Annotated in this window: 11 protein-coding genes; 10 read left to right on the top strand and 1 reads right to left on the bottom strand. The window is 70.8% G+C overall.

Features of this window, described 5'->3' with window-relative positions; genetic code table 11:
• The first annotated feature begins 47 nt into the window (after positions 1 to 47).
• The 3 genes from hrpA to ACFSKW_RS19935 all read left to right on the top strand — a co-directional run bounded on the left by hrpA (position 48) and on the right by ACFSKW_RS19935 (position 5,434).
• A complete protein-coding gene (gene hrpA / locus ACFSKW_RS19945; protein WP_379573772.1) occupies positions 48 to 3,911 on the top strand; it encodes an ATP-dependent RNA helicase HrpA in 3,864 nt (1,287 codons plus the stop codon).
• 98 nt (positions 3,912 to 4,009) lie between these two features.
• A complete protein-coding gene (locus ACFSKW_RS19940; protein ID WP_379573771.1) occupies positions 4,010 to 4,855 on the top strand; it encodes an alpha/beta fold hydrolase in 846 nt (281 codons plus the stop codon).
• A 132-nt stretch (positions 4,856 to 4,987) separates the two neighbouring features.
• Positions 4,988 to 5,434 carry a PaaI family thioesterase gene (locus ACFSKW_RS19935; RefSeq protein WP_379573770.1) on the top strand — a complete coding sequence of 149 codons (447 nt, stop codon included), beginning with the start codon at positions 4,988 to 4,990 and terminating at the stop codon, positions 5,432 to 5,434.
• 259 nt (positions 5,435 to 5,693) lie between these two features.
• Here ACFSKW_RS19935 and ACFSKW_RS19930 read toward each other — a convergent pair whose 3' ends face one another.
• On the bottom strand, positions 5,694 to 6,362 hold the full coding sequence (locus ACFSKW_RS19930; RefSeq protein ID WP_379573769.1) for a FadR/GntR family transcriptional regulator: 669 nt from the start codon (positions 6,360 to 6,362) through the stop codon (positions 5,694 to 5,696).
• 76 nt (positions 6,363 to 6,438) lie between these two features.
• Here ACFSKW_RS19930 and ACFSKW_RS19925 point away from each other — a divergent pair, with 76 nt between their 5' ends.
• From ACFSKW_RS19925 to ACFSKW_RS19895, 7 genes are all read left to right on the top strand, one after another.
• Entirely contained in the window at positions 6,439 to 7,599 is a 1,161-nt protein-coding gene (locus ACFSKW_RS19925; RefSeq protein ID WP_379573768.1) for an amidohydrolase, read from the top strand.
• On the top strand, positions 7,596 to 9,215 hold the full coding sequence (locus ACFSKW_RS19920; RefSeq protein ID WP_379573767.1) for an ABC transporter substrate-binding protein: 1,620 nt from the start codon (positions 7,596 to 7,598) through the stop codon (positions 9,213 to 9,215). Before ACFSKW_RS19925 ends, ACFSKW_RS19920 begins: the two co-directional genes overlap by 4 nt.
• Complete coding sequence (locus ACFSKW_RS19915; RefSeq protein ID WP_379573766.1) at positions 9,212 to 10,141, top strand: ABC transporter permease; 930 nt, start codon at positions 9,212 to 9,214, stop codon at positions 10,139 to 10,141. The genes ACFSKW_RS19920 and ACFSKW_RS19915 overlap by 4 nt, the downstream gene beginning before the upstream one ends.
• Positions 10,138 to 10,935 carry an ABC transporter permease gene (locus tag ACFSKW_RS19910; RefSeq protein WP_379573765.1) on the top strand — a complete coding sequence of 266 codons (798 nt, stop codon included), beginning with the start codon at positions 10,138 to 10,140 and terminating at the stop codon, positions 10,933 to 10,935. Before ACFSKW_RS19915 ends, ACFSKW_RS19910 begins: the two co-directional genes overlap by 4 nt.
• Positions 10,932 to 11,891 carry an ABC transporter ATP-binding protein gene (locus tag ACFSKW_RS19905; protein ID WP_379573764.1) on the top strand — a complete coding sequence of 320 codons (960 nt, stop codon included), beginning with the start codon at positions 10,932 to 10,934 and terminating at the stop codon, positions 11,889 to 11,891. Before ACFSKW_RS19910 ends, ACFSKW_RS19905 begins: the two co-directional genes overlap by 4 nt.
• 64 nt (positions 11,892 to 11,955) lie before the next feature.
• Positions 11,956 to 12,744 (top strand): ABC transporter ATP-binding protein, encoded by a 789-nt coding sequence (locus ACFSKW_RS19900; RefSeq protein WP_379573763.1) that lies wholly within the window; start codon positions 11,956 to 11,958, stop codon positions 12,742 to 12,744.
• A complete protein-coding gene (locus tag ACFSKW_RS19895) occupies positions 12,741 to 14,183 on the top strand; it encodes an amidohydrolase family protein (protein ID WP_379573762.1) in 1,443 nt (480 codons plus the stop codon). The genes ACFSKW_RS19900 and ACFSKW_RS19895 overlap by 4 nt, the downstream gene beginning before the upstream one ends.
• Positions 14,184 to 14,234 lie beyond the last annotated feature (51 nt).

Here is a 14,234-nt window from a genome sequence, read left to right as displayed (position 1 = left end):
GTCGGGCACGATGAGCGGTTGATCCGCATGCATATCCTGATAGCAGTATGGGAACGCCTTCCTTGATCTCCTCGCTCACCGATCTCCAGTCACGCCTGCCCTCGTTGATGCCGCGCGACCAGCGGCGACTTCGGCGCAGGCTCGACGGCGCGCGCCGCGTGCGCTCCCGCGAAGCGCAACAGAAGATCGCCGCGGAGATCCTCGCCGACGTCGAACGCGCCGAACAGCGCGTGACCCGCCGCCGCGAGGTGGTGCCCGCCGTCCGGTACCCGGAGAACCTCCCCGTCTCGCAGCGCAAGGACGACATCCTGGAGGCGATCCGCGACAACCAGGTCGTGATCATCGCCGGTGAGACGGGCTCCGGCAAGACCACCCAGATCCCGAAGATCTGCCTGGAGCTGGGCCGCGGGGTGCGCGGCGTCATCGGCCACACCCAGCCGCGCAGGATCGCCGCCCGCACGGTGGCCGAGCGCATCGCCGAGGAGCTCGACACCACGCTCGGCGACGTCGTCGGCTACAAGGTGCGCTTCACCGACAAGGCGAGCGACTCCACGCTGGTCAAGCTGATGACCGACGGCATCCTGCTGGCCGAGTTGCAGAACGACCGGCTGCTGGAGCAGTACGACACGCTGATCATCGACGAGGCCCACGAGCGCAGCCTCAACATCGACTTCATCCTCGGCTATGTCAAGCAGCTGCTGCCCAGGCGACCCGACCTCAAGGTCATCATCACCAGCGCCACGATCGACCCCGAGCGCTTCTCCCGCCACTTCGACGACGCGCCGATCATCGAGGTGTCCGGGCGGACCTACCCGGTCGAGGTGCGCTACCGGCCGCTGTCCGAGGACGACGACCAGACGCAGGGCATCGTCGACGCCTGCAAGGAGCTGGTGGTCGAGGGGCAGGGCGACATCCTGGTGTTCCTGTCGGGCGAGCGGGAGATCCGCGACGCCTTCGACGCGCTGTCCAAGGCCGAGTTCCGCAACACCGAGATCCTGCCGCTGTACGCGCGGCTGTCGGCCGCCGAGCAGCACAGGGTGTTCCAGTCGCACACCGGCCGCAGGATCGTGCTGGCCACCAACGTGGCCGAGACGTCGCTGACCGTCCCCGGCATCAAGTACGTCGTCGACCCCGGCTTCGCGCGCATCTCCCGCTACAGCCACCGCACCAAGGTGCAGCGCCTGCCGATCGAGGCGATCTCGCAGGCCTCGGCCAACCAGCGAAAGGGCCGCTGCGGCCGTACCTCCGACGGAGTGTGCATCCGCCTGTACGAGGAGGAGGACTTCCTCGCCAGGTCCGAGTTCACCGACCCCGAGATCCTGCGCACGAACCTGGCCAGCGTCATCCTGCAGATGACGACGATCGGGCTCGGTGACATCGCGGCCTTCCCCTTCGTCGAGCCGCCCGACCAGCGGCAGGTGCGCGACGGCGTCAACCTGCTGCAGGAGCTGGGCGCCTTCGACGCCGCGGGCGGGCTGACCGCGATGGGGCGCAAGCTCGCCGCCCTGCCGGTCGACCCGCGCCTGGCGCGCATGGTGCTGGAGGCGGAGAAGAACGGCTGCGTGCGCGAGGTGATGGTGATCGCCTCCGCGCTGTCCATCCAGGACCCGCGCGAGCGGCCCTCCGACAAGCAGCAGCAGGCCGACGAGAAGCACCGCCGTTTCGCCGACCCCGAATCCGACTTCCTGTCCTACCTCAACCTGTGGAACCACCTGAAGGAGAAGCAGAAGGAGCTGTCCTCCAGCGCGTTCAGGCGGCTGTGCAAGGCGGAGTTCCTCAACTACCTGCGGGTGCGCGAATGGCAGGACATCTACAGCCAGCTGCGTCAGGCGCTCGGCGCCCACCCCAACAGCCAGGACGCCTCGCCGTACCAGATCCACGTCTCGTTGCTCGTCGGGCTGCTGTCGCACCTGGGTGTCAAGGACGTCATGGACAAGAAGTCCGGTGACGGGCGCAGGCCCATCCAGGAGTACATCGGGGCGCGCAACGCGCGCTTCGCGATCTTCCCCGGATCGGCGCTGGCCAGGAAACAGCCGGCGTGGGTGATGTCGGCCGAGCTGGTGGAGACCAGCAGGCTGTGGGCGCGCGTCAACGCCAAGATCGAACCCGACTGGGTCGAGCCGCTGGCCCAGCACCTGGTCAAGCGCACCTACTCCGAGCCGCACTGGGAGAAGAAGCAGGGCGCCGTCGTCGCCCTGGAGAAGGTCACGCTGTACGGCGTGCCGCTCGTCGTCGGCCGCAAGATCGGTTACGGCAAGATCGACCCCGAGCTGTCGCGCGAGCTGTTCATCAGGCACGCGCTCGTCGAGGGCGACTGGGACACCCACCACGCCTTCCTGCGCGAGAACAGGCGGCTCCTGGAGGAGGTCGAAGAGCTGGAGAACCGCGCCCGCCGCCGCGACATCATGGTCGACGACGAGGCGCTGTTCGACTTCTACGACCATCGGGTGCCCGCCGACGTGGTCTCCGCCAGGCACTTCGACGCCTGGTGGAAGAAGCAGCAGGACAAGGCGCTGCTGACGTTCTCCCCCGAGATGCTGGTCAACGAGGGCGCGGACGTCAGCGCCCGCGACTACCCCGACACCTGGCGGCAGCTCGGCCAGCGCATGAAGCTGACCTACCAGTTCGAGCCGGGCACCGAGGCCGACGGCGTCACCGTGCACGTCCCGCTCCAGGTGCTGAACCAGGTCAGCGCCGACGGCTTCGACTGGCAGATCCCCGGTCTGCGCGAGGAGCTCGTCACCGCGCTGATCAGGTCGCTGCCGAAGAACGTCAGGCGCAACTTCGTGCCCGCGCCCAACTACGCCAAGCAGGTGCTCCAGCATGTCAAGGCCGCAGGCGAGCCGCTGCTGGAGGCTCTGGAGCGGGAGCTGCTGCGGCTGACGGGTGTGCGGGTGCCGCGCGAGGCGTGGCAGCTCGACCAGCTGCCCGACCACCTGCGCGTCACCTACCGGGTGATCGACGAGCGCAAGCGGACCATCGCCGAGGACAAGGACCTCGACGCGCTGAAGAAACGCCTGGCTCCCAAGTTGCGGCAGACGCTGTCGGCGGCGGGTGACGACCTCGAGCGCAGTGGGCTGACCACCTGGAGCATCGGGACGCTGCCGAAGGTCTTCGAGCAGGGGCGCATGAAGGGCTACCCCGCGCTGGTCGACGCGGGCTCGTCGGTCTCCGTGAAGATCTTCGAGACGCAGGCCGAGCAGCGCAGGTCCATGTGGCTCGGCACCAGGCGGCTGCTGCTGCTGAACGTCACCTCGCCCGCCAAGTCGCTGCTCGGTGGCCTGTCCAACCAGGCGAAACTGTCCCTGTCACGCTCGCCGCACGGCGGGGCGGTGGCCCTGTTCGACGACGTGGTCAACGCGGCCGTCGACGAGCTGACGCGCGACGTCGGCGGACCCGCGTGGGACCCGGTCTCCTTCGACCGGCTCTACCAGCACGTGCGGGCAGAGCTGTACGACACGTCGGCGCGGATCCTGTCGAAGGTCGAGCAGATCCTGGCCGCCTGGCACGACGTCAACCTCAAGCTGGGGGCGCTGCGATCGTCCGCGTCGACGGAGGACGTGCGCGAGCAGCTCGGCAAGCTCGTCCACCCCGGCTTCATCACGGCCACGGGCTCGGCGCGGCTCTCCGACGTCTCCCGCTACATCAGGGCGATCGACCGGCGACTGGCCAAGCTCCCCGAGGAGCCGTGGCGCGACGTCGAGTGGATGGACAAGGTGCACAAGGTCGAGGACGACTACCTCGACGTTCTCGACAAGCTGCCACCGGCGCGGCGGACGGACCCTGACGTCGTGGAGATCCGGTGGATGATCGAGGAGCTGCGGGTCAGCTTCTTCGCCCAGACCCTCGGCACCCCCACCCCGATCTCCGAGAAGCGCATCGGGAAGGCGTTGGACAGACTCCTCCCCTGACGCCGAGCGCCTGGGCCCTTGGCGCGCTCCGCCCGGGTCGGCTCGCGCCTGCCCGGGATGAACCGGCACCGTCCGGTCGTCGTCGATAGGCTCGGCTCATGGTGACGGAGCTTGATCTGGGCGTGGGCGACGGCCGTACGCTGCACGTCTACGACACGGGCGCGGATGGCGGCCGCGACCGTCTCGCCGTCTTCTGGCACCATGGCACGCCGAACATCGGCGCGCCGCCCAAGCCGCTCTTCCCGGCCGCCGACCGGCTCGGCATCCGCTGGGTGTCGTACGACCGGCCCGGGTACGGTGGATCGACCCCCGACCGGGGCCGGGACGTGGCGTCGGCGGCCGCTTGCGTCTCCGCCGTCGCCGACGCCCTCGGCATTGATCGCTTCGCGGTGATGGGCCACTCCGGTGGCGCGCCGCATGCCCTCGCGTGCGGCGCGCTGCTACCCGGGCGGGTTCTGGGCGTGGTCGGCGTGGCCGGGCTCGCGCCGTTCGGCGCCGACGGGCTCGACTGGTTCGCGGGCATGTCGGCCTCGGGCGTGGCGTCCCTGCGCGCCGCCGTCGAGGGACGCGCCTCGAAGGAGACGTACGAGGCGTCCGCCGCGTACGACCCGGACATGTTCTCCCCGGCGGATCACGCCGCCCTCGCCGGTGGATGGTCCTGGTTCGGTGAGGTCGTCGGCCCGGCCGTGGAGGCGGGCACGGGCGGGCTGATAGACGACGACCTCGCCTTCGTCGCCCCGTGGGGCTTCGACCCGGCCCAGGTGGCCGCGCCGGTCCTGTTGTCGCACGGTGACCTGGACCGGGTCGTGCCCAGCTCGCACGGCCGCTGGCTCGCGCGCCACTGCCCGTCGGCCGAGCTGCGGCTGTCCCCGGAGGACGGCCACATCTCGATCCTCGACTCCGCCGTCGCGGCGTTGGAGTGGCTCAGGTCGCGCATCGGGTAGATCTCAGGCGCGGGGCGTCGAGCCTGAGCGGCAGGTTCCAGGTCGGGCCCCGCGCAGACCGGACGGTCGGGCGCGTGGGCGGTCCGGTTCCGGCCCACCGGGTACCGGGACAACGAGCGCGGAGGAGGAGAGATGAGCGGGCGATCCGGGCCGTTCTGGGACGCGGTGGAGGGGCGGTCACCGCTGCCTCGTGCCGCGGCCACACTGGGGTTGGAGTTCCTCGACGCGGACGTCGAGAACGGCACGATCGAGCTGGCGTTCACCGCGACCGACGACTTCACCAATCCTTCGGGCAACGTCCTGGGGGCCTTCCTCGCGGCGATGCTCTACGACACGGTGGGGCCCGCGCTCCTCGCCACGCTGCGGCCCGACCAGTTCCAGTCCACCCTGGAGCTCAAGGCGAGCTTCCTGCGGCCGGTCCGTCCCGGCCGGATCTTCGGCAGGGGTCGCGTGGTCCACCGCGATGGAGACGTGGCCCACCTGGAGGCCTCGCTCCTCGATGCCGATGAGGCGATCATCGCCACGGCCACCGCAACAGCCAGGATCATCGACCTCGACCGAGCGGCGGCCGCGCCTTGACGCCACCCCCGAGGGTGCCCCACCGGCAGATCGATCCCGGACCGGCCGCGGCCGCGCGCTGACGCCATCCCTGAGTGGCGCCCGGCCGGAGGGCGCCCGGAGACGCCGGCGAGCGCGACGTCGCTTCCTCGCCTCCGGCAGGCGCTGCGCGGCGACTCGGCCGGTCCGGACGGAGGTCACCGGCCAGGACGCGGACACGCCGGCAGATCACGTGTCGGGAGTTCCGAGCCGCCGCCGTGAGGTCCGGGGGCACATGGCCCTACAGGTCGCTCTGCTGCTGGTCGAGGATGGCGAGCGCCACGGACACCGCCGTCGAGGCGTCCCCCGCCTCGATGGCCGCAAGCAGTTCGTCGTGCGAGGTGTCCGATTCCAGCACCGCCCTTTCCATGCAGTGGTCGCTCCGCACGCTGTCGCGCAGGGCGTCGCTCATGCTGCGGTACAGGTCGCCCAGCACCGGGTTGTGCGCGGCCTGGGCGACCAGCAGGTGGAAGTCCACATCGGCGTCGGCGAAGGCGTCCACGTCGACCGAACGGCCGGCCTCGACCCTGCGGGCCAGCGCCTCCTTCATCAGGGCGAGGTCCTCGTCCGTCCGTTTGACGGCCGCCAGCCGTGCCGCCACCAGGTCGAGGCCGCGCCGTACGTCGATGATGTCCATCGCCGCCGCCCTGTCAAGCCGACGCCTCAGGGCCACCTGTGACTCGTCGCTGGCCGTCACGTAGGTGCCGTCACCCTGCCTGGTGGTCAGCAGTCCCGCGTGGACGAGCACCCGTACGGCCTCGCGCACCGACAGCCTGCTCACGCCGAGGGAGGCGGCCAGCTGGCTCTCCGACGGGATCTTGCTGCCGACCGGCCACGCCCCGCTCACTATCTCCTGGCGCAGTTCGGCGATCGCGGCGTCGACGAGCGAGATCCGGCCCACGTTCCGCATCAGTCCTCTTCTCTAAACATCTGATGTCTGATAACTCTAGTGCGGAGTTCTCCTCAGAGTAAGGGGATCACCTCCCATGAGCTCCGTGCTGTTCACCAACATCCGTCCCCATGACCTGCTGGTCGTCGACGGCCGCATCGCCGACCCCGCCACCGCGCGGGAGAACACCGTGACCGTCGACGGGAAGGGCGCGCTCGCGCTTCCCTCCCCCGTCGACGCGCACATCCACCCTGACAAGACGACGTGGGGCCAGCCGTGGCTGAGCCGTGCCCACGCCGAGACGCTCATGGATCTGATCGAGGGCGACGTGCGGGCGCGCGCCGAGATGTCAGCGTCGGTGGCCGAGCGGGCGGGGGCGCTGATGGACGCCGCCGTCGCCCGCGGCACGCGGGCCTGGCGCGCCCACGTGGACGTGGCCCCCGTGTACGGCCTGGCCAACGTGCACGGCGTGCGCGAGGCCGCGCAGGCCCGCAAGGACCTGCTCGACGTCCAGATCGTCGCCTTCCCCCAACTGGGCCTGCTGACCAGGCCGGGCACCGCCGACCTGATGGAGCGTTCCCTCGCCGAGGGCGCCGACGTCATCGGCGGCCTGGACCCCATCGGCATCGACGGCGACCTGGACGGCCACCTGGACGTGCTGTTCGGCATCGCCGAGCGGACCGGCGCGCCGATCGACATCCATCTGCACGACGGCGGCGAGCAGGGCATGGCCCAGGTGAAGGAGATCGCCCGCCGCGCCGGCGGGCACTCCGTCACCATCAGCCACGCCTTCTGCCTGGGCGAGGGCACCGCCGAGAGCAGGGCCATGGACGACCTGCTCGCGCGCAGCGGGGTGGCGCTGGCCACCTGCGCGCTCGGCGCGGATCCCGTCCTGCCCGTCGGCCCGCTGACCAGGGCGGGCGTGCTGCTGGCCGCGGGGTCCGACGGGGTCCGCGACCCCTGGACGCCGTTCGGCGACGGCGACATGATCGCGCGGGCGCACCTGCTCGCGTATCGCACCGACGCCCGCACCGACGACGAGCTGGCCGCTTGTTACGCGGTCGCGGCGCACGGGGGCGCCGCGCTGCTCGGTCTGGAGCGGGTCGAACTCCAGGTCGGCGACCCCGCCGACTTCGTGCTGGTACAGGGCGGCTCGGTCTCCGAGGTCGTCGTGGACCGGCCCGTCCCCCTGTTCGTCGTCCGTGGCGGGGTCGTGATCGCCCAGGACGGACGCCTCCTCGAAAGGTCCCTTCGATGATCCGTCGTGCCGTACCCCTCGCAGGGCTCGCCCTTGCCCTCGCCGCCTGCGGCGGCGCGCCCCAGCAGCAGGCGCAGGCGCCTGCGCAGGACACGCCTGCGGCGCTCGACCTGAAGACCTCGACCACCGCGGCGGCCAAGGGCCTGGACAAGGTGACGTGGAACCTGCCGTACGAGCCGCAGACCGTCGACCCGATCAGGTCGTTCAACTACGCGGAGAACACCGCGCTGGCCAACATGTGCGAGAGCCTGCTGCGGCTCACCCCCGACTTCCGGGTCGAGCCGGGCCTGGCGGAGAAGGCGGACAACCCGACGCCGACGACCTGGGTCTACACGATCAGGAAGGGCGTGAAGTTCTGGGACGGCAAGGAGCTGACCGCCAAGGACGTGGCCGCCAGCCTGAACAGGCATCTGGACCCGGCGCTCGGCACCTGGTGGGGTGACTACTTCCACACCGTCGACACGATCGAGGCGACCGGGCCGATGCAGGTCACGGTGACCCTGAAGCAGCCCGACGTGCTGTTCAACCAGGCCATGGCCACGGCGGCGGGCGCCATCGTGTCGGAGGAGTACGCGGGCAAGAAGGACCTGGGCTCGCCGACCACCGGCGTCATGTGCACCGGGCCCTTCACGTTCAAGGGGTGGAAGTCGGGTGACTCGCTCACGCTGGCCCGCAACGACTCCTACTGGGACCCGGCGCTCGCCGCGAAGTCCAAGGAGCTGGTGTTCCGGTTCATCGCCGACGAGACGACCGCGGTCAACGCGCTGCGCTCCGGCGAGGTGGACGGCCAGTACTTCTACCTGCCGCCCGCGGGGCTGGCCCAGTTGCGCGGCTCCACGACCGGGTCGGTCACGCTGGGCAAGTCGCTGACGTTCTGGACGCTGCTCAGCGCCGCCAAGTCGGGCCCCTACGCCGATCCGAAGGTCCGCCAGGCGCTCTCGCTCGCACTCGACAGGGCGGCCATCTCCAAGGTCGTCTTCCAGGGCACCGCCGCCCCCCAGCGCACGCTCGCGGGCGCCGAGTACTGGGGCTACGAGCAGGCCGCCTTCAAGCAGGCCTACGACGCGTTGCCGCCGGAGACGCAGGACCTGGCCAAGGCCAAGCAGCTGCTGACCGAGGCCGGCTCGCCGACCCAGCCGATCACGATCGGCATCCAGGGCAGCGCGGCCACGCACGAGCAGACCGCCAACCTGATCAAGGCCACGGGTGAGGCGCTCGGCCTGAAGATCGAGATCAAGGTCATCCCGGTCGAGCAGTACGGCAACCTCTACAGCGACCCGAAGGCGCGTGAGGGCATCGACGCGTTCTTCTCCACCTGGTACGGCAACGTGCCCGACCCGCTCGACATCTACACGGTGTTCCTGGCCGGCGGCAGGACGAACTTCAACGACTACCCCGCCGTGGACGCCGACATCAAGAAGGCCAGGGCCGAGTACGACCCGGCGGCCCGCGCCGCGCTGGTCACCGCCATCCAGGACAAGGTCACCCGTGACGTGGCGTGGATGCCGTTGAACAACCTGCCGGTGATCCTCTACATGAACAACAGGGTCACGGGCGCCGTTCCGTCCTTCCCCTACCTGTACTACCCGTGGGCCGCCGGCCTGGGGGCCAAGTGAGGTTCGCGTTGAAGCGGCTGGCAGGACTCGCCGTGGTCCTGCTGGTCGCCTCCTTCCTCGTGTACGGCCTGCTGTACCTGGTGCCGGGCGGCCCGATGGCCTTCCTGCTCGGCAACAGGAGCGGCACGCCCGAGCAGGTCGCCGCGATCAGGGCGCAGTACCACCTGGACGACCCTTTCCTCGTGCGTTACGTGTCGTGGCTGCGCGACGCGGTGACCGGCGACTTCGGCAGCTCGCTCGTCTACCGGCAGGACGTCTCCGCGCTCATCGGCTCGCGGGTGGCGACCACCGCGCTGCTGGTGGTCTACGCGACCGTGCTGATCTCCATGGGAGGCGTCGCGATGGGCCTGCTGGCGGGCCTGCGGGGCGGCAGGGTCGAGGGCGTCATCGGCGTCGTCTCCTCCGTCCTGCTGGCCACGCCGCCGTTCGTCGTCGGCGTGCTGCTGGTGATCGTCTTCGCGCTCGGGCTCGGCTGGTTCCCCGTCTTCGGGGCGGGTGAGGGCCTGCCCGACCGTCTCTACCATCTGACGCTGCCCGCGATCACGCTGAGCCTGGCCAGCGCCGCCTTCCTCGCCCGCATCACCCGCGCCTCCGTGCAGGAGGAGCTGGGCCGCGAGCACGTCGAGACGGCCCGGGCCCGCGGCTTCGCCGAGCGGCACGTCGTCAGGCGGCACGTGCTGCGCAACGCCTCGATCCCCGTCGTGACGGTGACGGGGCTCAACATCGCGGGCCTGATCGCCGGCTCGGTCGTGGTCGAGAACATCTTCGCCCTCGACGGGCTCGGCTCGCTGTTCGTCCGGGCGATCCTGCAGCGCGACTTCGCCATCGTCCAGGCGGTGGTGCTCGTGCTCGTGACCGCCTTCGTCCTGATCAACCTCCTGGTGGACCTGTGCTACTCAGCTCTCGATCCGCGCCTTTCGCGGTGACCCGCCTGGGCGGCCTGGGTACGGCGTCCGCCGTCCTGCTGGCCGCCGTGGCGGCGGTGACCCTGCTGGCGCCGCTGCTGGCGCCCTACGATCCCGACTTCCCCGACCTGATGAACGCGCTCAGCGGCGGCACGGCGGCGCACCCGCTGGGCGCCGACGCGCTCGGTCGTGACGTGCTGTCCAGGCTCATGTACGGCGCGCGGACCACGCTCATCGGCCCCGTCCTGATCATCTGCGTCTCCACCGTCGCGGGGACCACGCTGGCGATCGCCGCCGCGTGGGCGGGTGGCAGGGTCGACGCGGTGATCTCGCGGCTGCTCGACATCCTGTTCGCGGTGCCCGGCATCGTCTTCGCCCTGGTCACGGTGGCCGTCCTCGGCCCCGGCATCCCGGGTGTGGTGACCGGTCTGGCCGTGGCGTACACGCCCTATGTCGCCAGGGTGGTGCGCTCGGCGGCGCTGCGCGAGCGAAACCTGCCGTACGTGGCGGCGGCGTGGGTGCAGGGCCGGTCGGCCTTCGCCATCTGCACCCGCCACCTGCTGCCGAACCTGCGGCCGATCATCGTGGCGCAGTCGGTGTCGGCGCTGGGCTTCGCGGTGATCGACGTGGCCGCGGTCTCCTTCCTCGGGCTGGGCGTGCAGCCGCCCACCGCCGACTGGGGGCTCATGGTCAAGAGCGGGCTGGACAGCGCGCAACGCGGCCAGCCGCTGGAGGCGGTCGCGGCGGGCGTGATGATCGCGCTGGTCGTGGCCGCGGTGAACGTGCTGGGCGACCGGCTGGGGAGGCGGCGATGAGCCTGCTGTCGATCGAGAGGCTGGCGCTGGCCGTTCCCGCGGGGCGCGAGTGGAAGACCCTGGTGGAGGAGGTCGACCTGACGATCGGCCGCGGCGAGGCCGTCGGCCTGGTAGGCGAGTCGGGCTCGGGCAAGTCGATGACCGCCCGCGCGGTCATCGGGCTCACGCCGCCCGGCGCCAGGCTCAGCGGGAGGATCCTGTTCGAGGGTGTCGCCGTGCCGTCCGGCAGGGCGCTGCGCGAGCTGCGGGCCAGGCGGATCGCGATGATCTTCCAGGATCCCCGGGCGCACATCAATCCGGTGCGCAGCGTGGGCGACTTCCTGACCGAGGCGATGGTGACCAATCTGGGCGTCCCCGCCCGGGAGGCGGTCGCGCGTGCGGTACGGCTGCTCGCCGAGGTGGGGATCGGCGACGGGGCGCGGCGGCTGCGGCAGTACCCGCACGAGCTGTCGGGCGGCCTGCTGCAGCGGGTGATGATCGCCTCGGTGCTGGCGGTGGAGCCGGACCTGATCCTCGCCGACGAGCCGACGACCGCCCTCGACGTGACGACGCAGTCGGAGGTCATGGCGATCCTGGACGACCTGCGCCGCGAGCGCGGCATGGCGATGCTGCTGATCACGCACGATCTGGAGTTGGCGGCGGCGACCTGCGACAGGCTCGCGGTCATGTACGCGGGAAGGATCGTGGAGGCCAGGCCCTCGCACGAGCTGACCGCCGCCCCCCTGCACCCCTACACCAGCGGGCTGCTCCTCTCGCGCCCCAGCCTGGAGGAGGTCGCGCACCGGCTGCCCGTGATCCCAGGACGGCCCGTGGCCGCCTTCGAGGCCGATCCCGGCTGCGCCTTCGCGCCCCGCTGCGCGCACGCCATGCCCTCGTGCGGCGAGGCACGGCCGCCCTTCGACGGCACGGTCGCCTGCGTCCGCGCCGCCGAGCTGACCCTTCAGGGAGAGCCATGACCGGGCTCGTCGAGGTCATCAGCAGTCACAGCACCTTGGTCATGAGACCGGCGAAGGAGGGCCCATGACAGTGGTACAGGCCGAGGGGCTGCGCAAGGTGTACGGCGAGGCGGTCGCCGTCCAGGAGGTGTCGTTCACCGTCGAGGAGGGTCAGTCGCTGGCCATCGTGGGCGAGTCGGGATCCGGCAAGACCACGGTAGCCAGGATGCTGCTCGGCCTGGAGACGCCCACGAGCGGGACGATCACCGTCTGCGGGCGGCCGCGCCCGGCCGGGCGCGTGGCCTCGAAGGAGCGGCGCAGGCGGGCCAGGGAGATCCAGATCGTCTTCCAGGATCCCTACTCCTCGCTGGACAAGCTGCAGCGCGTCGGCGACGTCATCGCCACCAGCCTGTCGCTGCACTTCACGCTCACCCCTGCCGAGCTGCGCAGGCGCACGACGGAGCTGCTGGAGTCGGTCGGCCTCGCCGAACGGCACGCCGCCATGCTGCCCAGGCAGCTGTCCGGCGGGCAGCGGCAGCGCGTGGCCATCGCCCGCGCGATCGCCGTCGAGCCCCGCGTGCTGGTGCTGGACGAGGCCGTCGCGGCGCTCGACGTGTCCATCCAGGCCCAGATCCTCAACCTGCTCGCCGACATCCGCGAGCGCGGCCGGATCAGCTACGTCTTCATCTCGCACGACCTGGCCGTCGTCAACCAGATCAGCGACACGGCCATCGTGATGCACAAGGGCGAGGTCGTGGAGCGCGGCCCCACCGCCGACCTGCTGCGCGACCCGCGCGAGGACTACACCAGGGCCCTGCTGGCCGCCGTCCCCCGTCCCGGCTGGAAGCCGACCAGGAGAAACAGAGAACAGTGAGCACCACACTCGTCAAGGCGTCGTACGTCATCGGTTTCGACGGCGCCGACCACGTCATCCACCGTGACGGCTGCGTCGTCTACGCGGGCGACTCGATCGTCCATGTCGGCGCGGCCTACGAGGGACCCGTGGACGAGGTGATCGACGCGGGCGAGGCGATCGTCGGACCCGGTTTCATCGACCTCGACGCGCTGTCCGACATCGACCACGCGATCATCGACACGTGGCATGCCGCCTCCGACGGGCTGAACTGGTCCCTCGACTACGCCACCACCCGCAGGACGGCGGTCTTCCCCCTGGGGGAGACGCTGTTCATGCGCGAGTACGCGCTCACGCAGCTCATCCGCAACGGCATCACCACCGCGATGCCGATCGCCGCCGAGACCCACAGCGCGTGGGCCGAGTCCTACGAGGAGTTCGCCGGCGTCGCCGAGATCGCCGGACGGCTCGGGCTGCGCATGTACCTGGGGCCCAGCTACCGGTCCGGCGTGCCCGTCCAGGCCGCCGGCACACGGGACGTCCACTGGGAGCCGGCCCTGGGCGAGAAGGGGCTGGCCGACGCGGTCAGGTTCGTGCGCGACTTCGACGGGGCCTACGGCGGGCGGCTGCGCGGCGCGCTGCTGCCGTGCAGGATCGAGACCGTCACCCTCGATCTGATGCGGGCCACCGCGCGGGCCGCCGAGGAGCTCGACTGCCTGGTGCGGCTGCACTGCATGCAGGGGTTGACGGAGCTGCGGCTGCTCGAGGAGTGGTACGGCAGGCACCCACTCGACGTGCTGGACGAGGTGGGGCTGCTCGGCCCGCGCCTGCTCGTCCCGCACGCGCTCTACCTGGGCTCGCCCGGCACGCCGTTCGAGGGCTCGCCCGACCGGCTGGCGTCGCTGGCGGGCATCGTGCACTGCCCGCTGACCATGGTGAGGTACGGCGACGCGCTGCGCGACTTCGACCGCTACCGGGCGGCGGGGGTGAACGTGGCGCTGGGCACCGACTCCTTCCCGCCCGACATGATCCGCAACATGGACTACGGCAACAACCTGGCCAAGCTGGTCACGGGGCGGCTGGAGGCGGGGTCGGCGGCCGACTACTACCGGGCGGCGACGCTGAACGGGGCCAGGGCGCTGGGCCGCGAGGACCTGGGCAGGCTCGCGCCGGGCGCGAAGGCGGACCTGCTGGTCGTCGACCTGTCGGGACCGCGGACCGGGCCCGTCGACGATCCGATCAGGACGCTGCTGATGAACTGCTCGGGGGCGGACGTGTCGACGGTGGTGATCGACGGGCGGATCGTCATGCGGGACGGTGTGATCCCCGGCGTTGACGAGGCGGCGTTCAGGGCGCGCGCCCAGGCGTACTTCGAGGAGATGAAGGCGGCGTACTCGCTGCGCGACCACCTGGGCAGGCCGGCGGACGAGCTGTTCCCTCCGTCGTTTCGCCTGCTCTGAGAGACGCATCGATCAGCAGATGTAATCGATCATTATATGTAATCGTCAGCG

Source organism: Nonomuraea mangrovi (assembly GCF_042681425.1).
Classification (GTDB): Bacteria; Actinomycetota; Actinomycetes; order Streptosporangiales; family Streptosporangiaceae; genus Nonomuraea; species Nonomuraea mangrovi.
Note: the sequence above shows the minus strand (reverse complement) of the source record. Positions and strands in the feature narration are given on the sequence as shown.